The 25763-nt window shown below is 67.5% G+C and carries 30 protein-coding genes; 18 read left to right on the forward strand and 12 right to left on the reverse strand.

The features are described from left to right. Positions 1 to 69 precede the first annotated feature (69 nt). Positions 70 to 243 carry a hypothetical protein gene (locus VAR608DRAFT_RS37515; RefSeq protein ID WP_172843887.1) on the reverse strand — a complete coding sequence of 58 codons (174 nt, stop codon included), beginning with the start codon at positions 241 to 243 and terminating at the stop codon, positions 70 to 72. Between the two features lie 115 nt (positions 244 to 358). Between VAR608DRAFT_RS37515 and VAR608DRAFT_RS22395 the strand changes: the two genes are divergently transcribed. Together VAR608DRAFT_RS22395 and VAR608DRAFT_RS22400 are read left to right on the forward strand one after the other, a co-directional pair. Continuing rightward, positions 359 to 970 carry a DUF2939 domain-containing protein gene (locus VAR608DRAFT_RS22395; protein WP_088956066.1) on the forward strand — a complete coding sequence of 204 codons (612 nt, stop codon included), beginning with the start codon at positions 359 to 361 and terminating at the stop codon, positions 968 to 970. Between the two features lie 16 nt (positions 971 to 986). Beyond that, the gene (locus tag VAR608DRAFT_RS22400; RefSeq protein ID WP_088956067.1) at positions 987 to 3035 is read left to right on the forward strand and encodes an AsmA family protein; all 2049 of its coding nucleotides are present in this window, start codon (positions 987 to 989) and stop codon (positions 3033 to 3035) included. On the opposite strand, the gene VAR608DRAFT_RS22405 is transcribed toward VAR608DRAFT_RS22400, so the two are convergent. The 3 genes from VAR608DRAFT_RS22405 to VAR608DRAFT_RS22415 all read right to left on the reverse strand — a co-directional run bounded on the left by VAR608DRAFT_RS22405 (position 3036) and on the right by VAR608DRAFT_RS22415 (position 6248). After that, on the reverse strand, positions 3036 to 3770 hold the full coding sequence (locus VAR608DRAFT_RS22405) for a GntR family transcriptional regulator (RefSeq protein ID WP_088958914.1): 735 nt from the start codon (positions 3768 to 3770) through the stop codon (positions 3036 to 3038). A gap of 206 nt (positions 3771 to 3976) precedes the next feature. After that, positions 3977 to 4741, reverse strand: coding sequence for an aspartate/glutamate racemase family protein (locus tag VAR608DRAFT_RS22410; RefSeq protein WP_088956068.1), 765 nt, complete (start codon positions 4739 to 4741; stop codon positions 3977 to 3979). A gap of 49 nt (positions 4742 to 4790) precedes the next feature. Then, a complete protein-coding gene (locus VAR608DRAFT_RS22415) occupies positions 4791 to 6248 on the reverse strand; it encodes an NCS1 family nucleobase:cation symporter-1 (RefSeq protein WP_088958915.1) in 1458 nt (485 codons plus the stop codon). A 332-nt stretch (positions 6249 to 6580) separates the two neighbouring features. On the opposite strand from VAR608DRAFT_RS22415, the gene VAR608DRAFT_RS22420 reads away from it, so the two are divergent. The 3 genes from VAR608DRAFT_RS22420 to VAR608DRAFT_RS22430 are packed head-to-tail and all read left to right on the forward strand — an operon-like array spanning position 6581 to position 7444. Next, positions 6581 to 6889 (forward strand): hypothetical protein, encoded by a 309-nt coding sequence (locus tag VAR608DRAFT_RS22420; protein WP_157731084.1) that lies wholly within the window; start codon positions 6581 to 6583, stop codon positions 6887 to 6889. Continuing rightward, positions 6886 to 7239: a hypothetical protein gene (locus tag VAR608DRAFT_RS22425; protein ID WP_157731085.1), complete on the forward strand. Its 354-nt coding sequence runs from the start codon at positions 6886 to 6888 to the stop codon at positions 7237 to 7239. Before VAR608DRAFT_RS22420 ends, VAR608DRAFT_RS22425 begins: the two co-directional genes overlap by 4 nt. A 10-nt stretch (positions 7240 to 7249) precedes the next feature. Next, entirely contained in the window at positions 7250 to 7444 is a 195-nt protein-coding gene (locus VAR608DRAFT_RS22430; protein ID WP_088956071.1) for a hypothetical protein, read from the forward strand. A gap of 23 nt (positions 7445 to 7467) precedes the next feature. On the opposite strand, the gene VAR608DRAFT_RS22435 is transcribed toward VAR608DRAFT_RS22430, so the two are convergent. Genes VAR608DRAFT_RS22435 through VAR608DRAFT_RS22450 form a run of 4 tightly spaced genes read right to left on the reverse strand, consistent with a single transcriptional unit; the run spans position 7468 to position 12092 of the window. Then, positions 7468 to 8694 carry a M20 family metallopeptidase gene (locus tag VAR608DRAFT_RS22435; RefSeq protein WP_088956072.1) on the reverse strand — a complete coding sequence of 409 codons (1227 nt, stop codon included), beginning with the start codon at positions 8692 to 8694 and terminating at the stop codon, positions 7468 to 7470. 5 nt (positions 8695 to 8699) lie between these two features. Next, a complete protein-coding gene (gene uraD, locus VAR608DRAFT_RS22440) occupies positions 8700 to 10478 on the reverse strand; it encodes a 2-oxo-4-hydroxy-4-carboxy-5-ureidoimidazoline decarboxylase (RefSeq protein ID WP_088956073.1) in 1779 nt (592 codons plus the stop codon). A gap of 13 nt (positions 10479 to 10491) precedes the next feature. Continuing rightward, positions 10492 to 11430 carry an allantoinase PuuE gene (puuE, locus tag VAR608DRAFT_RS22445; protein ID WP_088956074.1) on the reverse strand — a complete coding sequence of 313 codons (939 nt, stop codon included), beginning with the start codon at positions 11428 to 11430 and terminating at the stop codon, positions 10492 to 10494. Beyond that, positions 11427 to 12092: a GntR family transcriptional regulator gene (locus VAR608DRAFT_RS22450; protein WP_088956075.1), complete on the reverse strand. Its 666-nt coding sequence runs from the start codon at positions 12090 to 12092 to the stop codon at positions 11427 to 11429. The genes puuE and VAR608DRAFT_RS22450 overlap by 4 nt, the downstream gene beginning before the upstream one ends. Before the next feature lie 85 nt (positions 12093 to 12177). Between VAR608DRAFT_RS22450 and uraH the strand changes: the two genes are divergently transcribed. After that, the gene (gene uraH / locus VAR608DRAFT_RS22455; protein WP_088956076.1) at positions 12178 to 12540 is read left to right on the forward strand and encodes a hydroxyisourate hydrolase; all 363 of its coding nucleotides are present in this window, start codon (positions 12178 to 12180) and stop codon (positions 12538 to 12540) included. Between the two features lie 5 nt (positions 12541 to 12545). Here the strand turns inward: uraH and VAR608DRAFT_RS22460 are convergent, their stop codons facing one another. Further along, complete coding sequence (locus VAR608DRAFT_RS22460; RefSeq protein WP_088956077.1) at positions 12546 to 13043, reverse strand: hypothetical protein; 498 nt, start codon at positions 13041 to 13043, stop codon at positions 12546 to 12548. A gap of 53 nt (positions 13044 to 13096) precedes the next feature. On the opposite strand from VAR608DRAFT_RS22460, the gene xdhC reads away from it, so the two are divergent. The 7 genes from xdhC (at position 13097) to VAR608DRAFT_RS22495 (ending at position 19653) form a co-directional block, all read left to right on the forward strand. After that, positions 13097 to 13909, forward strand: a complete 813-nt coding sequence (gene xdhC / locus VAR608DRAFT_RS22465) for a xanthine dehydrogenase accessory protein XdhC (protein WP_088956078.1) — start codon at positions 13097 to 13099, stop codon at positions 13907 to 13909. Positions 13910 to 14117: 208 nt separating this feature from the next. Next, the gene (locus tag VAR608DRAFT_RS22470) at positions 14118 to 15323 is read left to right on the forward strand and encodes a urate hydroxylase PuuD (protein WP_088956079.1); all 1206 of its coding nucleotides are present in this window, start codon (positions 14118 to 14120) and stop codon (positions 15321 to 15323) included. 43 nt (positions 15324 to 15366) lie between these two features. Continuing rightward, on the forward strand, positions 15367 to 16701 hold the full coding sequence (locus VAR608DRAFT_RS22475; protein WP_088956080.1) for a glycerate kinase type-2 family protein: 1335 nt from the start codon (positions 15367 to 15369) through the stop codon (positions 16699 to 16701). Positions 16702 to 16833: 132 nt separating this feature from the next. Next, positions 16834 to 17526: a phosphatase PAP2 family protein gene (locus tag VAR608DRAFT_RS22480; RefSeq protein ID WP_231972924.1), complete on the forward strand. Its 693-nt coding sequence runs from the start codon at positions 16834 to 16836 to the stop codon at positions 17524 to 17526. A gap of 55 nt (positions 17527 to 17581) precedes the next feature. Then, positions 17582 to 17842, forward strand: a complete 261-nt coding sequence (locus tag VAR608DRAFT_RS22485; RefSeq protein WP_088956082.1) for an acyl carrier protein — start codon at positions 17582 to 17584, stop codon at positions 17840 to 17842. After that, the gene (locus tag VAR608DRAFT_RS22490; protein ID WP_231972925.1) at positions 17839 to 19050 is read left to right on the forward strand and encodes a beta-ketoacyl-[acyl-carrier-protein] synthase family protein; all 1212 of its coding nucleotides are present in this window, start codon (positions 17839 to 17841) and stop codon (positions 19048 to 19050) included. Before VAR608DRAFT_RS22485 ends, VAR608DRAFT_RS22490 begins: the two co-directional genes overlap by 4 nt. Positions 19051 to 19125: 75 nt before the next feature. Further along, positions 19126 to 19653: a DUF4136 domain-containing protein gene (locus VAR608DRAFT_RS22495; RefSeq protein ID WP_197700405.1), complete on the forward strand. Its 528-nt coding sequence runs from the start codon at positions 19126 to 19128 to the stop codon at positions 19651 to 19653. 28 nt (positions 19654 to 19681) lie between these two features. Here the strand turns inward: VAR608DRAFT_RS22495 and VAR608DRAFT_RS22500 are convergent, their stop codons facing one another. Beyond that, entirely contained in the window at positions 19682 to 20902 is a 1221-nt protein-coding gene (locus tag VAR608DRAFT_RS22500) for a D-amino acid dehydrogenase (RefSeq protein ID WP_088956084.1), read from the reverse strand. A gap of 218 nt (positions 20903 to 21120) precedes the next feature. Between VAR608DRAFT_RS22500 and VAR608DRAFT_RS22505 the strand changes: the two genes are divergently transcribed. The 4 genes from VAR608DRAFT_RS22505 (at position 21121) to VAR608DRAFT_RS22520 (ending at position 24210) form a co-directional block, all read left to right on the forward strand. Beyond that, entirely contained in the window at positions 21121 to 22002 is an 882-nt protein-coding gene (locus tag VAR608DRAFT_RS22505) for a transporter substrate-binding domain-containing protein (RefSeq protein ID WP_088956085.1), read from the forward strand. 10 nt (positions 22003 to 22012) lie between these two features. Continuing rightward, positions 22013 to 22780, forward strand: coding sequence for an aspartate/glutamate racemase family protein (locus VAR608DRAFT_RS22510; RefSeq protein WP_088956086.1), 768 nt, complete (start codon positions 22013 to 22015; stop codon positions 22778 to 22780). A gap of 145 nt (positions 22781 to 22925) precedes the next feature. Continuing rightward, positions 22926 to 23825, forward strand: a complete 900-nt coding sequence (locus tag VAR608DRAFT_RS22515; protein WP_088956087.1) for a ZIP family metal transporter — start codon at positions 22926 to 22928, stop codon at positions 23823 to 23825. Positions 23826 to 23964: 139 nt separating this feature from the next. Further along, entirely contained in the window at positions 23965 to 24210 is a 246-nt protein-coding gene (locus VAR608DRAFT_RS22520) for a hypothetical protein (protein WP_231972926.1), read from the forward strand. 105 nt (positions 24211 to 24315) lie between these two features. On the opposite strand, the gene VAR608DRAFT_RS22525 is transcribed toward VAR608DRAFT_RS22520, so the two are convergent. Next, positions 24316 to 24525: a dodecin gene (locus tag VAR608DRAFT_RS22525; protein ID WP_088956088.1), complete on the reverse strand. Its 210-nt coding sequence runs from the start codon at positions 24523 to 24525 to the stop codon at positions 24316 to 24318. A 179-nt stretch (positions 24526 to 24704) separates the two neighbouring features. Here VAR608DRAFT_RS22525 and VAR608DRAFT_RS22530 point away from each other — a divergent pair, with 179 nt between their 5' ends. Continuing rightward, a complete protein-coding gene (locus VAR608DRAFT_RS22530) occupies positions 24705 to 25160 on the forward strand; it encodes a GNAT family N-acetyltransferase (RefSeq protein ID WP_088958918.1) in 456 nt (151 codons plus the stop codon). Position 25161: 1 nt separating this feature from the next. Here VAR608DRAFT_RS22530 and VAR608DRAFT_RS22535 read toward each other — a convergent pair whose 3' ends face one another. After that, complete coding sequence (locus VAR608DRAFT_RS22535) at positions 25162 to 25761, reverse strand: DUF3299 domain-containing protein (protein WP_088956089.1); 600 nt, start codon at positions 25759 to 25761, stop codon at positions 25162 to 25164. Positions 25762 to 25763 lie beyond the last annotated feature (2 nt).

Raw genomic sequence — 25763 nt, forward strand, 5'->3', positions numbered from 1 at the left:
CGGTGATTCCCTGGGTGGGTGCCAGAAACAAAAAAAGCCCCCGCAGGGGCTTTTCATGTTCAGGTCGTCTTAGGCTGCGTGGGCCTTGGTGGACTTCTTGTGCGACACCTTGTGCGACGACTTGTGCTTGGACGGGGTCTTGGCAGCCGGCGCAGCGGTGGGTTCGGCAGGCGCCTGGGCGAAGGAAGAACCGGCGGCGAGTGCGAAACCTGCGGCGACAAGAGCGATGAGAGTGCGTTTCATGAGAGATCGGTTTTGTGACGGTTTTTGAAAATGGCCAGCTCGAACGAATTCCGGACTGGTCAAAGCACTCAACGCGCGACATCGACGCCGGATGACACGTTGCAGAATCTCTCGCATGAAATCTAAAAGTCTGATCGCGGTTGTTTTGGCGCTGCTCCTGGGCCTCGCGGCCTATTGGTACTGGTCGCCCTTTCTCGCGGTGCGGCAGCTTCAGACGGCGGCGCGCAACGGCGACGCGGAGGAATTCAACCGGCACGTGGATTACCCGAAGGTGCGCGAGAGCCTCAAGGACCAGTTTTCCGCGCTGGTCGCGCAGAAGCTCGGCACGCCGCAGGATGCGGGCAATCCGCTTGCGGCGCTCGGCAGCATGATCGGACTCGGACTGGTCAACCAGCTCGTGGACGTGATGGTGCAGCCGGAAACGGTCATGGCCGCGATGACCCACGGCAGGCTGGCCCAGCCCGCGCCCGCGCTGGCGCCAGCGCCCGCACCGGGCAGGGCGGCAGCGGAGAATTCCGCTGCGCCGCCCGAAGCCGCGCCGGCGGACGGCAAGCCCCGCTGGGTCATCGACCGGCAAGGCGCCAGCCGCATGACGGCCTTCGCGATCGACCCGGCGAAGCCCGACGCGCCCAATTCGGAGCGCCTCGGCCTGGTGTTCGAGCGCAGCGGCTTCGTTGACTGGAAGCTGACTGAAATCCGGATGCCGGCATCGGCATTCAGGAAGTAGCGGGTCCTGCGACGCCATGGCCGACACCGCCGGCACCCCGGTCCCGAAACGCAGACCGCGCGGCTGGCGCATCGCCGGCATCGTGCTGGCGGTCATCGTGCTGCTGTTGCTGGCCGCGGCCATCGGGCTGCGCATGGCCTTTCCGCCGGCGCGCATCGCCGCGCTGCTGGCACAGCAGGTCACGGCCGCGACAGGTCGTGCGTTCCGCATCGAAGGCGACCTGTCGATCCGCCTGCTGCCGACGATCGCGGTCCGCGCCGACGACGTCGCGCTGGCCAATGCCGAGTGGGGTTCGCGGCCGGACATGTTCCGCTTCCGGCGCGCGGCCTTCGATGTGTCGCTCCGGGATCTGCTCGACCGCAGGATCCGCATCCTCAGCATCGAGGTGGATGGCGCCGACGTGCTGCTCGAAACGGATGGCGCCGGGCGCTACAACTGGCAGATGGCGCCGCGTGAGCCGTCGACCGGCAAGACGGAAGCGCCGCCGCTCGCGCTGGACCGCCTCCTGCTCTCGCAGGTGCACATCAGCTATCGCAATGCGGGCCAGGGGACGTCGCGCGACGTCGATATCGAATCGCTCGACCTCCAGGGGCAGGGCGACCGCGACCGCTTGAGCGCCGCCTTCAAGATCGGGCCGCAGCGGTGGACGGTGGAAGGCGACGTCGGCCGGCCGGCAACCCTTCTGTCCGGCGCGGACGAATGGCCTTTCAACCTGCGCCTGGCGACCGGCGGTGCGCTCGTGACCGCGCGCGGCGGCCTGGGCGTCGGCCCGCGCACCGGAACGCTGTCGGCCAGTCTGACGGTTCGCGCCGACAACGCACAGGCGCTGTCGCAGGTGTCGAAGGCTGCGGCCGTGCTGCCGATGCCGGTCGAGGCCAGCGTGGATCTGCAGCGCAACCGGGACGAGTGGCGCTTCGATGCGCTGACGCTGTCGCTGGCGGGACAGTCGCTTCACGGGCGGGTCACGTGGATGGCCACCCGGCCGACCCCGAGCCTGGACGCGGAGCTTTCGGGCGCGGAGATCGACCTCGGCAAATGGGGTGTAGGGCGATCTGCCAGCAAGCCGGCTGCGGCCGGTTCCGGACCGCACAAGCCGGTCTTCGGCGACGTGCCGCTCTTCACGATCGAATCGTTGCCGGAGTTTTCGCTCCGGGTCGCGCTCGGCGTCGATCGCCTGACGGTGCCGGGGCTGCCGCTGCTGTCGGGCGTGAAGGCGCGCGCGGTGTCCGACAAGGGGCATTTGACGATCGAGCCGATCTCGTTCGGCGCTGCCGGAGGCGAGGTCAAGGGCAGCTTGGCGATCGCGCTCGGCAAGGGCGCGGCGCCCCGCACCGAAGTGCAGCTCACGGCACGCTCGCTGTCGGTCGATGCGCTCGATGGAATGTGGGGCGGCGGCAAGCAGTTCAAGGGCGGCCGCGCGAACCTCGCGGCCAAGCTGTCGATGACCGGGCGAACGCCGCGCAGCCTCGCCGCCTCGTCGAACGGCGACGTGCAGTTCTCGGTGCGCGACGTGGCGTTGGCCGGCCGGGCCGCGACGCTCGATCGCGGCATCGTCGCGCGGCTGCTCGATGTGCTGCTGCCCAAGCAGGCTTCGCACGAAGACCTCGTGGTGCAGTGCGCGGTGGCGCGGCTGCCGCTGCGTAACGGCGTGGCGCCGATCGACCGCTCGATCGCGATGGAAACGCGCCAGATCGCGGTCGCTGCGATCGGGCAGATCGATCTGGCGAAGCAGACGATCGAGCTCGAATTCCGGCCGCGGGTGAAGAAGGGGCTCGATCTGAATCCGGGCAGCCTCGTTCAGCTCATGCTGCTGAAGGGCCCGCTGGAGAGTCCCGAGCTGAGCATCGACCCCAAAGGCACCGTGCGCCAGGCCGCGACCTACGGCGTGGCGGCGGCAACCGGCGGCCTGTCGCTGCTCGCGCCGACGCTGCTCGGCGACGCCGGCGTCGCCAAGGATTGCGGACTGGAGGCCGGCGCCGCGAAAGGCGGCGGCAAGGCGCAAGCGCAGCCGGCGGACGGCGGGCGCAAGTTCAAGCTCTTGCGGCCGTTCGAGTCGTTGCGCTGATCAGGCCAGCAGTGCCTTGACCAGATCGAGCTGCCGGTCCGGCACGCCGCTGGTCAACTGCAGATTCGCTTCGATCCGCCTCAGGTGCTCGGTCATGCTCGCGACGGCCGCTTCGACGTTTCCGCTCTTGCACAGGCGCAGGAAATCGGCATGTTCGTCCGAAGAGCAGTGCGGGTCGTTCGACGAGTGATAGAGCATCGCGATCAGCGAGCTTCGCGCCACCAGTTCGCGCACCAGTTCGGCCAGCGTCCGGTTGCCGGTAGTTTCGGCCAGGGCGACATGGAAGTCGCCCAGGAGCTTTTCGCGCACCGTGCCGGTGGTCGTGGTGGACCGCAGCGTGGAGCGCTCGAACTGGATGTGCTGTTCCAGCGCCAGGTAGTCGGCCGGCTTCGCCTGCGCGACGAACAGTCGGACCACCTCGCTCTCGAGGATGCGCCGCACGCCGAACACCTCGCGCGCTTCCTGCACGCTGGGCTTGCTCACGAAGGCGCCCTTGTCGGGAATGATCTCGATCAGCTTGTCCTTCGACAGCGTCAGGAGCGCGGCGCGGATCTTCGTGCGGCTCACGGCATAGACGCGGCCCAGCGCTTCTTCGCGCAGCCAGGTGCCGGGCGGCAGGCGTTTTTCGACGATGGCGGTGGCGATGTCCTGCGCGATGCCTTCGATGGTCGCGCCCTTGTCGGGCATGGCGGTGTTGTCGGTGGTGGGCGAGGACGTCTTCGGTGCGCGGGGCATCCCGCGATTGTGGACGACCCGCACCGCGCGCATTTCAGTTTTCCGCGGCGCGGCAAGCCACCTGCATGGCATGAAGCATTCCGGCCCGCGCCGCGGGGCCCGTTCGGGGAATCCCGCGGAACCGGCTTTGCCGGGCCGCCGGGATTGCCCCCGGAGAGGGGGTGGAGAGCGACACGAAGTGCGCGAGCCTGGGGGTGAGCTTCATTTCAGGCCGCGCGCTTGAGGGACGGCGGCTCCGATGCAAGGGTGAAGTCCTGAAGCAGCCCGGTCATCGGCTTGGGCAGCGGGCGCGCGAGCTCGCCGCGCTTGCTGGTCGCAAGGCGCAGGCTGACCAGCGATTCGATCAATTGCGTGCCGGCCGCCACGCCGTCGATCACCGGCACGCCGAGCACCTGCCCGATGTGCTGGCAGAAATCGGCCATGCCGGCGCAGCCGAGCACGATGACGTCGGAGCCGTCTTCGTCGAGCGCGCGGCGGCATTCGTCGATGATGAGCTCGCGTGCGCGCGAGCCGGGCGCTTCGAGCTCGAGCACCGGGATCTCGCAGGCGCGCACGTTGGCGCAGAAGCGCTTCATGCCGTAGGCCTCGGCGAGATGCCATGCCTGCCCGACCGTGCGGCCCAGCGTGGTCACCACGCTGAAGCTGCTGCCCACGAGGCTCGCCATGTGCATGGCGGCTTCGGCGATGCCGACCACGGGCCCGTGCGCGAGTTCCCGCGCGGCCTTGAGGCCCGGGTCGCCGAAACAGGCGATCACGTAGCCGTCGATGCCTTCGCGCTCGCCGGCGGCGATCTCCTGCAGCAATCCCGGTACGGCGAGCGCCTCGTCGTAGTGGCTCTCGATCGAGGCCGGGCCCATCGAGGGGCTCACGGCGACGATCTCCGTGCCGGGTCGCGCGACCGATCGGGCGCAGGCGCCGATCTTCTCGGTCATGCTCCAGGTCGTGTTGGGATTGATGATCTTGATGCGCATGGGAAAGGCGGAACGGGGTCCGTGGAGTCGGTGAGTGGGAAGCACGGGCTCAGCGCTTGAGTGCGTTGAGGGCCACGTAGAAGACGAAGGCGAGGCCGGTGCCCATGAACCACGCATAGTTCGCGGCGCCGTGCAGGTTGGGAATGAGCACGCACATCACCGGGATCAGCGCGGCGGGGACCAGCGCGAAGATCGCGCGGCGGTTGTAGCCGTTGGTGTACCAGTAGTCGCCCTTGGGGCTGAGCGTATAGAGCGCATCGACGTTCACGCGCTGCCTGCTCACCACGTAGAAGTCGGCGATCAGGATGCCGAACAGCGGGCCGATGAAGGAACCGAGGATGTCGAGCGTGTAGTGGATCACCTCGGGGTTGTTGTAGAGGTTCCACGGCGTGATGAACACGGAGCCGACCGCGGCGATCATGCCGCCGGTGCGCCAGCTGATCTTCTGCGGCGCGACGTTCGAGAAGTCGAAGGCCGGCGAGACGAAGTTCGCGACGATGTTGATGCCGACGGTGGCGATCATGAAGGTCAGCGCGCCGATCACGACGGCGGTGGTGCTGTCGATGCGGGCCACGGTATGGACCGGGTCGGTGATGAGCTCGCCGAACACCGGCAGCGTGGCGGCCGAGGTGACCACCGACAGCAGCGAGAAGAACAGGAAGTTCACCGGCAGGCCCCAGAAGTTGCCCTTCTTCACCGCGTCGAAGCTCTTGCCGTAGCGCGAGAAGTCGCCGAAGTTGAGCATCGGGCCGCTGAAGTAGCTGACCACCAGCGCGATCGCGCTGAGCATCACCGGCAGGGCATCCCAGCCACTGAATTTCAGGCCGCCGAGCCGCATGTCGATGTTGTTCCAGCCGGCCTTCCAGACCAGCCAGCCGCACAGCATCATCATCACGACGTAGACGGCCGGGCCGGCCCAGTCGATGAAGCGGCGGATCGCTTCCATGCCGTGCCAGAACACGAAGGCCTGCATGACCCACATCGTCATGAAGGCGACCCAGCCCAGCGCCGAGAGGCCGACGAAGCCGTGCTGCTGCACGTCCGCATAGGGCGCGAGTCCGGGGAAGAAGTGCAGCGCGAGCAGCATGAAGGCGCCGGAGGCGAGGTAGGTCTGGATGCCGTACCACGCGACCGCGATCAAGCCGCGGATCACCGCCGGGATGTTCGCGCCGAGCACGCCGAAGGACGCGCGGCAGATCACCGGGTAGGGCGTGCTCGTCACCTGGCTCGGCTTGGCGACGAGGTTGCAGAAGAACTGCACGATGCAGATGCCGACCAGCAGCGACACCAGCACCTGCCAGCTCGACAGCCCGAGCGCGAACAGGCTGCCGGCCGTGATGTAGCCGCCGACGCTGTGCACGTCGGACATCCAGAAGGCAAAGATGTTGTACTGGCCCCAGGTCTGCTGCTTCAGCGGGGCGAGGTCTTCGTTGGTCAGGCGCGGGTCATAGCCCGGCTTGATCCGTGCATGGGATTCCGGCTGCGGCGTAGCGGTCGGCACCGGCATCTCGATGCCGACAGATGGGATGGCTGTGTTCACGGGTTGTCTCCTCGTGGCGGGTGGCGGATCTCCGAACATCGGGTTCGGTTCGTGGTTTGCACCCTATATTTGTATACAAAAAATGGGTGCAAACAAGCGCCACATGGTGTCCGGAGATCCGTATTTACCCTTGCTGCCAATGGCGGCGAGGGCTGGCAGGCTCGGAGTTGCGGGAAAAAGGCGGCGCGCGAGGGGTGGATGGCCGAAATTCGTGAATTTGTTCCGGTCTGCGAAGACGTAAGAAGAAAGTTAAACGAGGCGGCTTGTAACCTAATGTTTACATAGGCACAATGTATTACATGGACGCACGAAACATCTCCAAACCGCAGTGGACGGGTGCCGGACTTCTCGCACTCTTGCGCGCAAGCCTGCCGCCCTCGGACCGCGAGCGCGCCCTGGCGGCGCATGCGAATCTGCCCCCCGAGCGCCTCGACAGCGAGCAGATCGCCGAGGTGGCCAGCGCCTGGCGTGATCGCACTTCGTTTGGAGATCTCGGCGCCGAGTCCGTCGCGCAGGCCCTCGAGTCGGTGGCCCGGCGCCGCGCCGAAAGGCAGAATCGCATCCAGGCCATGGGCAGGCGCCTGACCGATCTGATGAGGCTGCCTTGAGTCGCCTGCATGTCCGCCGCGTCGCGCGCCGCCTGGAGCGTATTCGCCGGACGCGGTGCCGGACCCCTTCGTTCCAGTTTGTCCAACCCACTCCCAACGCCATGAAAACCCAGAGCGAAGCGATCAGCGAAGGCTACGACGTCGATCTTTCCGGCCCCGGTCGGCCAATGGGCGCGCGGGGCAAGTATCCGAACTTCGAAGTCATCCCGCTCCTGACCGACATGGAAGCTGAACTGCTCAATACCCTGGGCCTGATCCGCAAGCTGCTGACCGAAGGCACGCCGAGCAAGGATGCCCAGGACGGCGTGGTGCTCGCGATCGACGATCTCCTGTCCGTCGCCCGCGCCTGAGGAACCGAACATGAACACCTACCAGACCGCGAACCAGGCCGTCGGCGTTGCCCGCACCCTGAGCAAGAGTTCCGCCTGCACGATCGTCGTCTACCAGGCGGGCGCCGGCAAATACGTCACGGCCCGCCCGACGGATGCCGTCAGCGGACTCGTCATCGGCGTCTATCGCAACGGCTATCTGCTGCCGAGCGGCCAGCGCGCCTAAAGCCGCCCGCCGCGCCCTGTCAATCAGCCCAGGAGGTCGCTGAGCGTGCGCGCGATCACCTTGGTCGCGCGGCGCAGGTCTTCGAGCACCAGGCGCTCGTCGTTGCGCTTGGCGTGGGACTCGAGCACCGTGCGCGGCCCGGCGCCGTAGATCACGCCCGGGATGCCCGCTTCGCCGTACAGACGAACGTCGGTGTAGAGCGGCGTGCCCATGGCCTTGATCGGTTCGTCGAAGATCGCCTGGCCGTGCTTCTGGATCGCGTCGACCAGCGGCTTGTTGCCCGGCAGCGGCTTCATCGAATTGGCCAGCAGCATGCGCCGGATCTCGACCGTGATGCCCGGCATCTGTGCCGCGCCATCGGCGATCACCTTGCGGATGTTCGCCTCGACTTCGGCCGGGTTTTCCTCGGGGATCATGCGGCGGTCGAGCTTGAACACCACCTTGCCGGGCACCACGTTGGTGTTGGTCCCGCCCTCGATCAGGCCCACGTTGAGGTACGGGTGGGTGATGCCCTCGACCTTCGACGTGACTTCCTGATAGAGCCTGTTCTGCGCATACAGCGCATTGAGGATGTTGACCGCGCCCTGCAGGGCATCGACGCCGGTGGTCGGGATGGCGGCGTGGGCCATCTTGCCGTGCACCGTGACTTCCATCTGCAGGCAGCCGTTGTGCGCGGTGACCACCTCGTAGCTGAAGCCCGCGGCGATCATCAGGTCGGGCTGTGTCAGGCCGTTCTTGAGCAGCCAGCCCGGGCCGAGGATGCCGCCGAATTCCTCGTCGTAGGTGAAGTGCAGCTCGATGCTGCCCTGCGCGGGCTTGGCGACGGCTTCGAGCGCGCGCACTGCGAAGGTGAAGCTCGCGAAGTCGCTCTTGCTGACCGCGGCGGCGCGGCCGTAGAGGCGGCCGTCCTCGATCTCGCCGCCATAGGGGTCATGCGTCCAGCCTTCGCCGGGCGGCACCACGTCGCCGTGGGCGTTCAGCGCGACGGTTCTGCCGCCATTGCCGTACTTGCGGCGCACGATCAGGTTGGTGATGGATTCGAGGCCGTAGTCCTTCACTTCCTGCTCTGGCACGGCATGCTTTTCGGCCTCGAAGCCGAAGGCCTTGATCAGTTCCGCGGTGCGTTCCGCATGCGGGGCGTTGTTGCCGGGCGGCGTGTCGGTGGGCACGCGCACCATTTCCTGCAGGAAGCGCACTTCCTCGTCGAAGTGGGCATCGATCCAGGCGTCGAGCTTGTTGTAGTCGGTCATGGTCTTCAGTGGGCTTGTTCGGTGGCCAGGTCGTCGAGCAGCAGGCGGAAGGCTTGCACCGCGAGCTGCATGTCGTTGTTGGTGCTCGATTCGAGCGGGTTGTGGCTGATGCCGGAGTTGATGCCGCGAACGAAAAGCATCGCCTGCGGCATCACTTCGTGCAGCTTCATCGCGTCGTGGCCGGCGCCGCTGGGCATTCGGAAGAGCGGCACGCTGAGCGCATCGACTGCCTTTTCCCAGCGCTTCTGCCATGCCGGCGCGCTGGGCGCGGCGGCGGCGCGCATCGTTTCTTCGAGCGTGTGGCGCACGCCGCGCCGCTCGCAGATTTCCTTGAGTGCGGCCAGCACGTCGTCAACCATCGCATCGCGCTGAGGATTGGTCGGCGCACGCAGGTCCAGGCTGAACTTGCAGCGCCCCGGCACGACATTGATCGAGCCGTTCGGCACTTCGAGCATGCCGACCGTGGCGACCGAGTCACCGTCCTTCGCGGCGCGTTTCTCGGCGAAGAGAATCAGTTCGGCCACGGCGGCTGCTGCATCGCGGCGGCGGTCCATCGGCGTGGTGCCGGCGTGGCTCGCCATGCCGATGACCTCGCCGACGAAGCGCACGCTGCCGTTGATGGAGGTGACGATGCCCAGCGGCAGGTCGAGCTCGGTCAGCACCGGCCCCTGCTCGATGTGCACTTCGACGAAGCCGAGGTACTTCGACGGATCGCGCTGCAGCCCGGGGATGTCCTCATCCTTCAGTCCCGCGTTGCGGCGCGCCTCGCGCATCGTGATGCCATCGGCATCCTTCTGGTCGAGCCAGGCCGGGTCGAAGTGGCCGATCAGCGCGCCGGAACCCAGGAAGGTCGCCTTGTAGCGCTGGCCTTCTTCCTCCGCGAAGCCGACCACCTCGAAGCCGAAGGGCAGGCGGCGGTTCTGGCGCTTGAGCTCGCGCACGCAGGCCATGGGCACGAAGATGCCGAGGCGCCCGTCGTACTTGCCGCCGTTGCGCACCGTGTCGTAGTGCGAGCCGGTGAGCAGCGTCTTCGCGCCCGGCGTGGCGCCGTCATAGCGGCCGACGACGTTGCCGACCGCATCGATTTCGACGCTATCGAAGCCGGCCTCGCGCATGTCCTGCGCGATCTGCTGCGCGCAGGCGCGGTGCGCGTCGGTGAGATAGGTCACCGTGAGCTGGCCCTTCTCGGCGTAGCCCGGATCGGTGTGCACCGAGAGCTTCTCCTGCCAGTCCCACACCGTGTTGCCGAGATCCGGCTCGACACCGAACTTGTCGTCGAGCCGGATCTCGGCGATGCGATGGATGTTGCGCAGCGCCTCGCCGAGTTCGAAGTCCGGATGGTTGTGCAGCCGGCGCTCGAAGGTCTCGATGATTTCCTGCTTTGCGAGCCCGGTGCCGCGCGGACCGCGCACCGCGAGGATGAACGGAAAGGCGAACTTGGCGTTGTAGCCGGCGTTGAGCTGCTGGATCTTCGCGAGTTCCTCGGGCGTGCATTGCGTGAGGCCCGCCTTGTTCTGCTCGTTGGTCGATTCGGCCGTGAGGCTCTTGGCGACCATCGCCTTGCCCGCGAGTTCGGGGTGGGCGCGGACGAGGCCGAGCTGCTCCTCGCGCGATGCGCCGGTCACGGCCTGCACCAGCGCGTGCTTCAGATGCGGCAGCGAGCGCAGAGGCCGCGCCTTGGCCGCGCGCTGTGCGATCCACGGCGAGTGCTCGTAGACGCCGTCGAGCAGCGCGGCGAATTCGGCGCCCGAGGCGGCATTCAGTTGGTCGATGGTGAGGGCCATGTCGGTCTCCGTTTCAGGCTGCGGCGTACGGGTGCGTCGTCTTCCAATGTCTCGCGATGTCGACGCGGCGGCAGACCCACACGCGGTCATGCGCGGCGATGTGATCGAGGAAGCGCTGCAGCGCGGTGATGCGCCCCGGCCGTCCGAGCAGGCGGCAGTGCATGCCGATGCTCATCATCTTCGGCGCCTCGTCGCCCTCGGCATAGAGCGCGTCGAAGCTGTCCTTCATGTATTGGAAGAACGGGTCCGCGTGCGAGTAGCCCTGCGGCAGTGCGAAGCGCATGTCGTTGCAGTCCAGCGTGTAGGGCACGATGAGCTGCGGCACCACCTCGCCGTCGGTCTTCTGCACCTTCATCCAGAACGGAAGGTCGTCGCCGTAGTAGTCGCTGTCGTATTCGAAGCCGCCGTAGTCGGCCACCAGCCGGCGCGTGCGCGGGCTGTCGCGGCCGGTGTACCAGCCGAGGGCGCGCTCGCCGGTGAGCTTCTCGATCGCTTCCATGCCCAGGCGCATGTGCTCGCGCTCGGTCGCTTCGTCGATGGCCTGGTAGTGGATCCAGCGCCAGCCGTGGCAGGCGATCTCGTGGCCCAGTTCCTTGAAGGCGGCGGCGATCTCGGGATAGCGCTGCAATGCCATGCCGACGCCGAACACGGTGAGCGGCAACTGGCGCTTCTCGAATTCGCGCAGGATGCGCCACACGCCGGCGCGCGAGCCGTATTCGTAGATGCCTTCCATGCTGATGTGGCGCTCAGGAAAGCTCGCCGGATTGAACATCTCCGAGAGGAACTGCTCGGAACCCGCGTCGCCATGCAGCACGCAGTTCTCGCCGCCTTCCTCGTAGTTCAGCACGAACTGCACGGCGATGCGTGCGCGGCCGGGCCATTGCGCATGCGGCGGATTGCGACCGTAGCCGACGAGGTCGCGCGGATAGGGAAGGGTGGTGTCGTAGGTCATGCGAGTGCCAGCGAGATGTCGTGGGTGGGAACCTTGCGGTCGAAGGTGAGATTGGCCTCGACGTGCTCGAGGTGCTCGGTCATGAGGCGGACGGCGCGTTCCTCGTCCTTGGCGGCGAGCGCCTTCACGATGTCGGCGTGCTCGTCGTTCGAGTGCTCGGCGGCGCTGGCGCTCTGGTACATCAGCGTGATGAGCGCGCAGCGCGAGATCAGCTCGCCGAGGATCTGCGCCAGCACGGCGTTGCCCATCAGCTCGGCCATGCGGACGTGGAAATCGCCGAGCAGCTCGGTGCGGCCCGAGATGTCCTCCCCGGAGACGGCGGCCTTCTCGAGCGCCACATGCTCCTTGAGCGCCTTGATCTTGGCCGGCGTCACGCTGCGCACGAAGGCGCGCGTCATCTCGGCCTCGAGCATGCGGCGCACGGCAAAGACCTGCCTGGCTTCATCGACCGCCGGGGCCGCCACGAAGGCGCCGCGCGCGGGTTCGAGGCGGATCAGCTTGTTCTGCGAGAGCTGGAACAGCGCCTGCCGCACCAGCGTGCGCGAGACGCCGAAGTGGTCCGCGAGCTTCTGCTCCGCCAGCTTGCTGCCCGGCTGGAGCCGGTGCTCCACAATGGCCTTGGTGAGTGCGTCGACGATCGCGCGGGTGGTGGTCGATTCCATGGTTTTTTCATGATAGACCGAAAGCCTGGAACTGTATACACTTTTGTCGACCGGAATTTCCCGAATGCACTGAAGGAGCGAATCCATGGGCCTGAGCACCCACGTACTGGACACGATGCATGGCACCCCGGCCGCCGGCATGGAGGTCGCGCTGTACACCACCGATGGCACGGGCGAAGACGCGCGCGCCACGCTGGTGCGGCGTTTCACACTGAATGCGGATGGGCGCAGCGACGGCCCGCTCTATGACAACAGCACGCTCAAGGCGGGGACTTACCGGCTGGTGTTCGACGTCGCCGGCTACTTCAAGGCCCGCGGCGTGAAGCTGCCGGAGCCGAACTTCCTCAATCGCGTGTCGCTGGACTTCGGCATCGCGCACGCCGACCAGCACTACCACGTGCCGCTGCTGGTCAGTCCCTGGAGCTACTCGACCTACAGAGGTTCCTGAAGCGGCTAGAGCTGCCCTTCACTGAGGGTATCGAGCTGGAAGTGACCGTCCTCATCCCACAGCCAGGTGTCCGTCCAGGTGACCTTGCCAAGCCGCGCCGGCGCGGGGAAGGGCTGGTCTTCGAGCACCGTCTTCTCGATCTCCGCGATCACCTCGGGCGCGTGCTTGGGTGCGCGCATCCAGTGCATCGAAAGCACCTTGCCGTTGGCATCGAGCTCGACCTGCAGCGTGCCGACCGCATAGAGCATCGGCGGCAGCTTGCCTTCGTAGATCCGCTTCTTGTTGAGCTGGTAGACATGGCGCGCCGCGTCCTTGCGGTAGTCGCGCGCGGTGGTCGCGTTCGATGGCGTCGGGCGCGGGCGGGTGCCACGTTCGGGCGTCGCGTCGCTGAGCTGGCCGGGCACGGCGCCCGGCGAAGTGATGGTGCCGCAACCGGCAAGCCACAGGCTGGAGAGAAGGGCGCCCGCCAATGCGAGGCGGCGCGGCGTGATCTGGAAAGTCATCGGCTCGGTTATACCGTGCCCGCCAACACGCGCCGCAACCGGAGGTATTGCCCATGACGGGAGTGGTCGACCAACTGCTCGCGCGATTGAAGCGCGAGAGCGCAATCCTGGTCAAAGTCGAGTCCACGCAGGGTTCCGCGCCGCGTGAAGCCGGCACCTGGATGGCCGTCTGGGCCGACAGCCTGACCGCGACCATCGGCGGCGGGCAGCTCGAATTCCAGGCGACCGAGGAAGCGCGCGCCTGGCTCGCGGGCGGGCCGGCCATCGCAGGCATCCGCCGCTATCCGCTCGGCCCGAGCCTCGGGCAATGCTGCGGTGGCGTGGTCTTTCTTTCGTACCGGCGCATCGATGCTTCCGATGCGCAGGCCCTGCAGAAGGAGTTGCTCGCGCATCTCGAACCGGTGGCGCTGTTCGGGGGCGGCCACGTCGGCGCGGCGCTGGCGCGGCTGCTTTCGACGCTGCCGTTCTCGGTGCGCTGGATCGACAGCCGCGACGGCGTCTTCCCGGATGCGCTGCCGGCGCAGATCGAGACCGAATACTCCGACCCGGTGCAGCAGGCGGTCGCGGACCTGGCGCCCGGCTCGCGCGTGCTGATCATGAGCTTCAGCCATGCCGAGGACCTCGACATCGTGATCGCCTGCCTCAAGCGCCTGCGCGAGCGCGACGACCTGCCCTACATCGGCCTGATCGGCAGCAAGACAAAATGGGCCACCTTCCGCCATCGCCTCGAAGCGCGCGGCTTCACGGCGGCCGACATGGATCGTGTCACCTGCCCGATTGGCGTGCCCGGAATCACCGGCAAGGAGCCCGAGGTGATCGCTGTGGCGGTCGCGGCACAGTTGTTGCAGTCCCTGTATTCCGCTTGAGGGTGATCAGGGTTTTCCTGCACGCATCCCAGTGCCAGAACCCGATGACTTTCTTGCAAAATTGTATACACTTCAGTTCACAAGCCGCAGCGGAGCGAGGAGCCATCGGGTGCCTTTCGTTCGCGGCAAATATTCTGCTTACAGCGCCCGCAGTGGTGAGCAGGCCGGAACACCACGGCGTTCCCATACGCCGTAAGGGTTGAAAGCCATGGAAAGCTATTACCTCGACTGGGCCAATCTGCTGCTGCGCTGGGTCCACGTCATCACTGCGATCGCCTGGATCGGCGCCTCGTTCTACTTCGTGATGCTGGACAACAGCCTCGAGAAGCCGCAGGACCCCGAATCCCTGGACAAGGGCGTCGGCGGCGAGCAGTGGGCCGTGCACGGCGGCGGCTTCTACAACATGCAGAAGTACGCGCTGGCGCCCAAGAGGCTGCCCGATCACCTGCACTGGTCGTATTGGGAGAGTTATTCCACCTGGCTCACCGGCTTCGCGCTCTTCACGGTGTCGTACCTGTGGAACGCCAGCACCTACCTCATCGACAAGTCGAAGATGGACTGGCAGCCGGGCGCCGCGATCGCGGTGGCGCTGGCCTTCTTCGTCGTCTTCTGGATGGTCTACGACGGCATCTGCCAGATCTTCGGCCAGCGCAAGAACGGCGACACCATCGTCGGCGTGCTGGTGGCGATCTTCATCGCCTTCGCGGCCTGGCTCGCCTGCCACTGGTTCGCGGGCCGCGCGGCCTTCCTGCTGGTGGGTGCGATGATGGCGACGACCATGAGCGGCAACGTCTTCTTCTGGATCATCCCGGGCCAGCGCAAGAACGTCGCGGCGCTGCGCGAGGGCCGGCCGGTCGACCCGATCCACGGCGCTCGCGGCAAGCAGCGCAGCGTGCACAACACCTACTTCACGCTGCCGGTGCTGTTCGCGATGCTGAGCAACCACTACAGCTTCACCTACACGAACAAGTACAACTGGATCGTGCTGCTGCTGATCATGCTCGGCGGCGCGGCCATCCGTCAGTTCTTCGTGGTGCGCCATCGCTTCAAGCTGGGCAATGCGCGCAATCCGTCGCCCTATGCGCTTGTCGGCATTGCGGTGCTGGGCCTTTCCATCGTCTGGATGAAGCCCGAGCCCGCCGCCGCGCCCGCAGCGGGCGCCGCCGCCCAGAAGGTCGCGTTCGGCGACGTGCAGAAGGTGCTCGAACAGCGCTGCTACATGTGCCACGGCGAACAGGTGCAGATGAAGAACGTGCGGCTCGACGCGCCGGACCAGGTGGCCGCGCATGCGCAGGCGGTGTACCAGCAGGTGGTGGTCACGAAGATCATGCCGATGAACAATGCGACCGGCATCACGGACTCGGAGCGCGCCTTGATCGCCAAGTGGTTCGAGGGCGGCGCGAGTACCAAATAACCCCCCAGGGCTGCACGCTCTAATACGGAGACAAGGTGAAATCATGACCCCGCTGAACACATCGCCCGCCCGGAATCCGCAGCGCGCGCCGCGCGAATTCCTCGAATATCTCTATCGCGTCGCGGTCGAGCGCGCCCTGCCGCTTGCCAGCATGGGGCCGTGCCTGCCCAAGCCGCCGAAGGGCCGCACGCTGGTGCTCGGCGCCGGCAAGGCGGGCGCCTCCATGGCGCAGGCGCTGGAGGCGCTGTGGCCGGCCGACGCGCCGCTGTCGGGGCTGGTGGTCACGCGCTACGGCCACATCCCGCCGCGCCCTGAAGGGCTGCCGCAGCGCATCGAGGTCGCCGAAGCCGCGCATCCCGTGCCCGACGAGGCCGGCATGAAGGCAGCCGAGCGCATCCTCGCGCTCACGCAGGGCCTCACCGCCGACGACCTGGTGCTGTGCCTGATCTCCGGCGGCGGCTCGGCCCTGCTGACGCTGCCGGCCGAAGGGCTGACGCTGGCCGACAAGCAGCGCATCAACACGCAGCTGCTCGAATCCGGCGCCCACATCGGCGAAATGAACTGCGTGCGCAAGCACCTCTCGCGCATCAAGGGCGGCCGGCTCGCGGCGGCCTGCGGGCCGGCGCAGGTGGTCACGCTCACCATCAGCGACGTGCCGGGCGACGATCCGGCGGTGATCGCGAGCGGCCCGACCGTACCCGACGCCACGACCTGCGCGCAGGCGCTCGCGATCCTCGACCGCTATGGCATCGCGGTGCCGGCCAGCGTTCGGGCCGGGCTCGAAAGCGGCGCGCTCGAAACCCCCAAGCCGAGCGACCCGGTGTTCAGGCATCACGCCACGCACCTGATCGCGACGCCGCAGGAGTCGCTCGAAGCCGCGGCCGCCGCGGCGCGCGCCGCCGGCATCGAGGCGCACGTCCTGAGCGACGAGATGGAAGGCGAATCGCGCGAGGTCGGCAAGGTCCACGGCGCGCTGGCGCGCGCGGTCTCGATGCGCGGCCAGCCGTTCGCCAGGCCCTGCGTGATCATTTCGGGCGGCGAAACCACGGTGACCATCCGTCCGCGCCAGCCGGGCCAGCCCAAGGGCCGGGGAGGTCGCGCCGGCGAGTTCTGCATGGGCCTCGCGGGCGCGCTGGCCGGCCTGGAGAACGTGTGGGCGCTGGCCGCCGACACGGACGGAATCGACGGCGTCGAGGACAATGCCGGTGCCTTTGTGACGCCCGACACGCTCAGCCGCGCGCAAGCCGCCGGCCGCAAGCTCACGGATCACCTCGATCGCAACGATGCCTATGGCTACTTCGAGGCGATCGGGGACCTGCTGGTCACCGGACCGACGCACACCAACGTCAACGACTTTCGTGCGCTGTTGATCCTGTAAGTCTGCGTTGTCGTCCGGGCGGTGCAATGGGCGTAGCTCCGCCCTGACCGAACGAAAGCGCCGACCTGCATGAACCCATCCCGCCCGGGGCTCGCGTCCCATCCGTCCCCGCGTTGGGCTTTTGACCTCGGCATGAGGTTCCGCCGCTACCTGCCGCTGAAGGTGGTGGGCACCACGGCATGGACCTGGCTCTTCTTCATCGGTTACTTTCATCTGCTGCGCGAGCCGACCGGTCCGGTGACGGTGATGCCGCTCACCGCGCTCGACCGCTGGATCCCCTTCCAGCCGCCGGCGCTGATTGCGTACTTCTCGCTCTGGGTCTATGTCGGCGTCGCGCCGGGGCTGCAGCTCACGTTCAGGGAACTGCTGTCCTACGGCCTCTGGGTCGGCGCGCTGCTGCTGACCGGGCTCGGCTTCTTCTATCTCTGGCCGAGCCGGATCCCGACGATTCCCAAGGACCCGACGGACTTTCCCGGCTTCGAAATCCTTCGCGGCGTCGATGCCGCGGGCAATGCCTGCCCCTCGATGCACGTGGCGGTGGCGATCTTCACCGCCATCTGGGTGGACCACGTCTTCAGGGGGGTGCGCGTGCCGGCGTGGCTGCGGGCCATCAACGGCGCGTGGTTCCTCGCGATCGTCTATTCGACGCTCGCGACCCGCCAGCATGTGGCGCTCGACGCGGTCGCCGGCGCCGCGCTCGGCATCGCTTTCGCGATCCCCTCGCTGTATTGGCGGCCCCGTCCGGTGCCAAGCCTGCGGGTCGGAGCGGATATCATGGAAATGCATGGCCAGCGGGTCGATCGCGGCCTTCCCAGGAGGGGTTGAGCCAGCGCAGCATCCACCAACATTGCCATCGGCGGGACCGGCCGATGGACAGAACATGACGACTGACACCGCACAAACGAGTTCGCTCAAGGAACTGCAGGACCTCATCCACGAGAAATACGGCATCGAGCCTGCGGCGCTCGACCCGAACGCTTCCATGCGCGAGAAGGGCTTCGATTCGCTGGCGCTGGTCGAATTCGTCTTCACGATCGAAGACCGCTTCGGCATCAGCATGCCTGACGACGATCCCACGATCGACACGCTGGCCCAGCTTGCGGCCGTGGTCGACAGGACCAGAGCCGCGCAATCGGCGTGAGCGAAATCGCCGTCACGGGGCTGGGCATCGTCTCGCCGCATGGCGACGATCCCCAGGCCATGTTCGATGCGCTGATGCGCGGCGAGTCGGCGCTCGGGCCGGTCTTTCCCGAACTCCCGAAGCCGGCCGCCGCGGCCGCCGCCGCATTCGACGAATCGCGCTGGTTCACCAAGCTGCAGCTTGCCGGCGTCGACCGGGTCAGCCAGCTGGCCGTTGCCGCGGCCGACCTGGCGATGCGTGACGCGGGCCATGCCGGCGAGGCGGCCGACGCCGACCCCGAGCGCATCGGCGTGTTCGCCGGCTGCGGCATGGGCGGCGCGGCGGCCCTGGAGACGGCCTATCGCGGCAACGGGCGCGTGCCGCCGCTGACCATCCCGGCCTTCATGCCCAGCGCGCCGGCCTCGCATGTGGCGATGCGCCTGGGCGTGCATGGCCCGGTGCTGACCTACTCGGTGGCATGCGCCTCGTCGAGCCTCGCGATCGCCGAAGCCGCGAAGGCCGTCCAGCGCGGCGAGGTCGACCTCGCGATCGCCGGCGGCAGCGAAGCGCTGATCGTGCCCGGCGTCGTCCTCGCATGGCAGGCGATGCAGACGCTCGCCACCTTCGCGCCCGGCGACGAGTCGGTGGCGGTCCGTCCCTTCGCGAGCGACCGCAGCGGGTTTGCGCTCGGCGAGGGCGCGGCATTCCTGGTGCTCGAATCCGCCGGGCGCGCCCGCCGCCGCGGCGCCCGTCTCCACGCCCTCCTGACCGGCTGGGGCCAGAGCTGCGATGCCACCCACTTGACCAAGCCCGACGCGCCCGGCCAGTCGCGCGCGCTGCGGCAGGCCTTGCGGCAGGCCGGATTGCAGCCGCGCGACATCGGCTACTGCAACGCGCACGGCACGGCCACCCGCATCGGCGACGTGGTCGAGCGCGATGCACTGGCAGAGGTCTGGGGCCACGATCTCGATCGGCTGCGCGTGAGCTCGACCAAGGCGCTGCACGGGCACCTGCTCGGCGCCGCCGGCGCGCTCGAAGCCGTCATCACCGTGCTGGCGTTGGAGCGGCGCGAGCTGCCGCCCAACGCGAACTGCGCCGAGATGGACCCGGCATGCCGCCTGAACCTCGTGCCGCAAGCCGGGGCGGCGGCGCCGCAGCTCGAAGCGGCGATCAGCAATTCATTCGCCTTCGGCGGCACCAACTCGGTTCTCGTCTTTAGGCGCGCCTGAACCGGGCGCGGTTCGCATTGCGCGGATGCGGGGCTAAACTGCCCCGGCCTTCGCAACTCGCAACTGGAGTCAAACATGATGGGACGCTTCGTTGCACTGGTCTTGGCAGCGCTTCTGTCGGCTTGTGCCGCCACACCCACGGTCAAGACCGATTTCGATCCCGGCGTGAACTTCTCGCGCTTCAGGACCTACAGCTGGGTGACGAAGCCCGACGGCGGGTCGCCGCTGATGCAGCAGCGCATCGTCGACGGCATCGATGCGCGCCTGCAGGCCCGGGGGTGGAAGCTCGTGCCCAGTGGCGAAGTCCACGTGGCCGCGCATGTGACCAGCCAGGAGCGCCAGGTCTTCAACACCACGAGCGTGGGCTACCTCGGCTGGGGAGGCTTCGGCCCCGCGGCGCCGAACTCGATGACGACGGTCGACACCTTCGAGGTGGGCACGCTGGTCGTCGACCTGTTCGACGGCGCCACCAAGCGCGGGCTGTGGCGCGGCACCGCGAGCGGCACCTTGCAGGACGACCCCGCCCGCATGAACGCGATGCTGCAGACCGCCCTCGACAAGATGTTCGCGGGCTTCCCGCCGGGCAGCGCGCCGGCCAAGTGAGTGCGCGGCGCGCGCCGGCGCGCCTTTGTCAGATCCGCTTCGCCTCGAGGTCCTGGGCAATCCGCTCTGCCGAGCCGAAGGCCAGCGTGAAGCCCAGCGCGCCATGGCCGGTGTTGAACAGCATGTTCGGCGGTGCGCCCGCCACCTTGCCGACGATCGGCACGCCGGTCGGCGTCGCGGGCCGCATGCCGGTCCACGGATGCAGCGATGCCATGCGGCTCGCCTTCGGGAAGACGGCGCGCGTGGCCTCCGCGAGCGTCTCGATGCGGGTCGCGGGGATGCTCGCATCGTGGCCGACCAGCTCCGCCATCCCGGCCACCCGCAGGCGCGAACCGATGCGCGCGAAGACCACCTTGCGCGCGCTGTCGGTCACGTTCACGCGCGGCGCGGCGCCCGGTGCCGGGTCCACGTCCACTGTGATGCTGTAGCCCTTGAGCGGATAGACCGGCAGGTAGGCGCCGAACTGCGCGCCGAGCCCGTGCGACGCGGTGCCCAGCGCCATCACGCAGACATCGGCGGGCACGTCGCCGCCGGAGGTCCGGACCGCGGCGACGCGGCCGTTGCGCAGATCGAATCCGTCCACCTCGGCACCGAGAACGAAGCGCACGCCCCGCGCGCGCAGCGCCTGCGCGAGCGCCGTGCACACCTTGAGACAGTCGGCCGCGCATTCGCTCGGCGTATGGATCGCGCCGGCGATCTGGCCGCGATAGCCCGCGAGCGCCGGCTCGATCCCAACGCATTCGTCCGGCGTCACCAGCCGCTGCTCGCTGCCCAGGGTGCGCTGCAGTTCGAGCTGCCGCCGCGCGCCGTCGAGCGAGGCTTCGCTGGCGTACAGCACGAGCTTGCCGGTGGCCGAGAAGTCGCAGTCGGGCTGCACGTCGGCGCGCATCGCCTCGAAGGCGACGCGGCTGCGAGCAGCCAGCGCCAGCAGCCGCATGGTGGTCTCGCGCGAGGTCTTCGCGTTGCACGCGGCGAGGAAGGCCAGCCCCCAGCGCCATTGGAGCGGATCGAGCTGCGGGCGCAGCTTCAGCGGCGAGGCGGGCGACAGCAGCAGCTTGGGCAACTGCTGCCAGATGGAAGGATCGGCCAGCGGCTGCACGTACGAGTAGCTGAGCTGCGCGCCGTTGCCGCCGCTGGCGCCGGCACCTGGCTCGGCGCGGTCGATCACGGTCACCTCGTGGCCTTGCCGGTTCAATTGCCACGCGGTGGCCAAGCCGACGATGCCGGCACCGAGCACGCACACGTGCATGACGCTTTCCTCTCTCTGTCGATTTCGAATGCGCCGACTCTATGCCGCACCGCCGCAGGCGGGAAATGCCAAAAGCGCCGCGTCCCATAGCCAAAGCTCATGGGATGCCCGGCCCATAACTTTTGGTCATGGCCGTCGCTGCAAAAGGAATTGTGAAGAGCGGGCCAATGCTTCCTACACTCCGCTTCACATTTTTTCAAACCACCGAAAGGGCTCGCATGAAGCTATCCGCATTGATGACCGCCGTCCTGCTCGCCGCCGCCGCGACGGCCGCGCAGGCGGCCGACACCCTGGCCAAGATCGCCGAGTCCGGCAAGATCACGCTGGCCTACCGCGAGTCGTCGGTGCCCTTCAGCTACCTGGACGGCGGCAAGCCGATCGGCTTCTCGGTCGAGCTGTCGAACGCGGTGGTCGATGCGGTCAAGAAGAAGCTCAACAAGCCCAACCTCGAAGTCGCGCTGCTGCCGGTGACCTCCGCCAACCGCATCCCGCTGATCCAGAACGGCACCGTCGATCTCGAATGCGGATCGACCACCAACAACACGGCGCGCGGCAAGGATGTCGCGTTCGCGGTCAACCACTTCTACACCGGCACGCGGCTCCTGGTGAAGAAGGCCGCCCACATCAGGAACTACGCGGACCTGTCGAAGAAGCAGGTCGCGAGCACCACCGGCACCACCAACGCGCTGGTCATGCGCAAGTACAACGTCGAGAAGAACCTCGACATGGACATCGTCCTCGCCAAGGACCATGCCGATGCCTTCCTGCTGGTGGAGACCGATCGCGCAGTGGCGTTCGCGATGGACGACATCCTGCTGTTCGGCCTGATCGCCAACGCCAAGAACCCGGGCGACTTCGAGGTCGTCGGCGATTCGCTGCAGGTCGAGCCCTATGGCTGCATGCTGCCGAAGGACGACCCGGCCTTCAAGAAGGTGGTGGACGACACCATCATCGACCTCATGAAATCGGGCCGCTTCGAGAAGATGTACGACAAGTGGTTCATGCAGCCGATCCCGCCCCGGGGCACCGCGCTCGGCCTGCCGATGAGCCCGCAGCTGCGCGACAACATCAAGGCGCCCAGCGACAAGCCGGCGACCTGATCGGAAGCGCATCGTGCTTGCACCGCAGACGGTCGGCATCCTCGGCGGCATGGGGCCGGCCGCCGGCGCGGATTTCGTGCGCCTTTTCGTGGAGGCCTGCGCCCGATTGATGCGGGCGCGCGGCGAGCCGGTGCGGGACCAGGCTTTTCCGGAGCACTGGCTGGCGCAGGTGCCGGTGCCCGATCGCAGCGGCGCGCTGGACTCCGCGGCGCAGGGCGCGCACCAGCCGCTCGAGCCGATGCTGCAGGCGCTGGGCCGTCTGGCCGCGCTCGGCAGCCGCACGGTCGCGATCGCCTGCAACACCGCGCACGCGTGGCACGACACGCTGCAGGCGCGCTTTCCCAACGTCGAGCTGCTCCACGTCGCGCGCGAGGTGTCGGCGCATCTCGCGGCCCAGGGCGTGCGCGACGTGGCCCTGATGGCAACCGAAGGCACCTACCGGATCGGCCTCTACGAACATGCGATGGCCGACGCGGGCCTGCGTTGCCACCTGCCGCTGGCCGACGAGCGGCGCCTCCTCATGCGCGGCATCTACGACGGCGTGAAGGCGGGCGACATGGCGCTGGCAGAGGCGTGCTTCAGCGAAGTCGCGCTGCAACTGGCGCGGCGACATGGCGCCGCGGCCATCGTGATGGGCTGCACCGAGATTCCGCTGGGCCTGCAAGGCCGGGCGGCGGTCGGTGACTTGCGGCTCGTCGATCCGGCGCGGGTGCTCGCTTGCGCGCTGGCCAACCGGGCCTACGACGGGGCCTCCGCCTTCGCTGAACATGGTGCTTGACACGATTGATAAGATGAAAAGCGAACTGGCGGCCGGCTGACCGGGCGCCAGGAGCCAAAGGTGTGGACAAGCCGCATCCTCCAGCCGCTTTCCACCGAAAGCCGTCCGATGGACGGCTTTTGTTTTGCCAAACAGCGTCATCGTCATGAATTTGCTAGCCATCATCGCCGCGACCCTGGTCGCCGGCATCGGAAGTGTCTGGATCGCCGCGTTGCTGCTGCGCGTGGGGATGCGCACCGACGGAGGCGGTGTCAATCCGCAGCATCTGCTGAGCCTGGCGGCCGGTGCGCTGCTCGCGACCGCCTTCATGCACCTGCTGCCGGAGGCCTTCGAAAGCCGCATCGAACCCGGCGTGCTCTTTGCCGCCCTGCTGTTCGGGCTGGTGTTCTTCTTCCTGCTGGACAAGGCCGAGCTGTGGCACCACGGGCACGAGCATCACCATGACAGCGACCATGACCACGATCACGACCCGGGTCACGATCACGAGCATCAGCACGCGCACGGCCATTCGCACTCGCATTCCCATGCCACCACCCGGGGCGGCGGCTGGGCGGTGCTCACCGGCGACAGCGTGCACTGCTTCGGCGACGGCATCCTGATCGCCTCGGCCTTCATCGCCGACCTCCGGCTCGGCCTCGTCGCGGCGGTCGCGGTGCTGGCGCACGAGGTGCCGCACCACATCGGCGACCTGGTGGTGCTGCGCCAGAGTTCGGCCAATCAGCGCGCGGCGCTGGTCAAGGTGTCGCTGGCCGGAACCATGACCGCGCTCGGCGGCGTGGTCGGCTGGTGGCTGGTCGACCGCTTGCACGGATGGCTGCCGTACTTTCTGGTGCTCGCATCCAGCAGCTTCGTCTACGTGGCGCTCGCCGACCTGATCCCGCAGCTGCAGAAGCGCCTGCCGGCGCGCCAGACCGCCATGCAGATCATCTGGCTGGCGGTCGGCATCGTACTGGTCACGCTGGTCAGCCGGCTCGCCCATGGCGAGCATGGGCATGCGCACGACGACGCCGACCCTGCGCACGAGGCGCACGATCACGCGCCCTGATTGCAGGCCCGCCCGCGCCGTGCACGTTCTGAAACGCTTGTTGCTTCTTTGCTCACAAGACGGCTTCGACGGTTGGGCCCACACTCGGGTTGTGCACCGTCGAGATGCGACAGCCAGCCAGTCAGCCAGGAGTCCGATCATGAAGAGCGCCGACCCCCCTCTGCGTCCCGGAGAAGCCGCAGACGAACCCGAGATCGACGAGACCGATGACAACGTGTCCGGAGAAGAGACGGAGGAAGAATTCGAAGATGCCGAGCTCGAGGCGGAGGCGACGGACGAACTCTCCGAGGAGACAGGCATCGATCTCTCGGACGCGAGCGAGCTCGATGCGGACAACGTGCTGGCGGACGAGGAGTTCGATCGGGTGATTCAAGCACCGGATTAGGACCCCCTCGAGGGGGCGCCGCCTGCGGCCCGGCCGAGCCAGTTCCGCGGCGGCCCACGAACGGGCGGGCGCTTTGCGCCGCCCTGGTGTTTTCGGGGGCTTCTTTTATTCTTCCAGGGTGAAGCCCACTTTCAGGCTGACTTGCCAGTGGGCGACCTTGCCGTCCACGACGTGGCCGCGGGTTTCCGTGACTTCGAACCACTGGATGTTGCGCACCGACTCGCTGGCCTTGGTGATGGCGCGGCGGACGGCGTCGTCGCTGCTGCTGGGCGAGGAGCCGGTGAGTTCGATGAGCTTGTAGACGTGGCTGGTCATGGCGTTCTCCTTGTGGTCGTTTCGGATTCGTGGACTGGCGCTGCATGGTGGCACGTCGGGCGGCCGCCGGGGCCCTAGTTGAAACCCGGGCATCGGTGCCACGCATGCATGTCCCGCAACTGCTTGTGCGGGACGAGGCGTGGAATATGCTTGCCATGCCGTTCAACCACTCTCCGCCCATGGAAATCCGACTCGACGATCTTTCCGGCCCCGAGATCCGCGCCTTGCTCGAAGAGCACCTGCGCAACATGCGTGCCGTGTCGCCTCCCGAGAGCGTGCACGCGCTGGACCTCGACAAGCTGCAGCAGCCCGACATCTCGTTCTGGACGCTGTGGGAAGACGGCGATCTGCTCGGCTGCGGCGCGCTGCGGGCGCTTTCGCCCGCGCACGGCGAGATCAAGTCGATGCGGACCGCCGAGGCCCACCGTGGGCGCGGCGTGGCCCGCGCCGTGCTGAATCACATCGTCGCGGAAGCGAAGGCACGCGCCTATGAGCGATTGAGCCTGGAGACCGGCAGCATGCAGGCCTTCGAGCCCGCGCAACGGCTCTACGAGTCGTTCGGGTTCACGCGCTGCGGGCCGTTCGGTGACTACGCCCCGGACCCCAACAGCCTTTTCATGACGAAGCGGCTCTAGCCTACTTCGCGCCGCCGGTGTACTTGGTGACGCTGTCGGCGGTCACGTGATAGCCGCTCACGCCCATCATCGAATCGTTGCGCAGGGTCTGCAGCTTGCCGGTGACCCAGACCGTGTCCATCGCGCGGAACTTCGCGCCCTGTTTCGGGCGCACGTGCAGGATCTGGTTGGCCGGCGGCGGCGGCGTGTGGATGCAGGCGCCGAAGTAGGGCACCAGCAGGAACTCGGTGACCTCGCCCTTGTTCTCCTCGAGCGGCACGATGAAGCCGGGAATCTTGACCTCGACGCCGTTCATCGCGGTGTTGGTGGGGGCGTTGTTCGACACGTCCTGCAGCTTCATCAGCAGCTCGTTCGCGCGCGGGTCGCTGTCGTCGAGCTTGCCGAGGTCCATGCCCTTGAGCTCCTTCATCGGGTCCCAGTCCTTGGGCACCAGCTCTTCCCACGAAATGACGCGCGGCTGGCCGGGCGCGGCCTTCTCGCTGCCCGCCTTGCCGCCGAGCGGGTTGGTCGGCGAGGTGGCCGAGGGCACGGGCTCGGCCGCAAGTGCACTGCCCGCGACGATCACGGCGAGAAGAAACGAAAGAGGAAGGCGCAGAGTCATCT

The sequence above is a fragment of the Variovorax sp. HW608 genome (genome assembly GCF_900090195.1).
Classification (GTDB): domain Bacteria; phylum Pseudomonadota; class Gammaproteobacteria; order Burkholderiales; family Burkholderiaceae_C; genus Variovorax.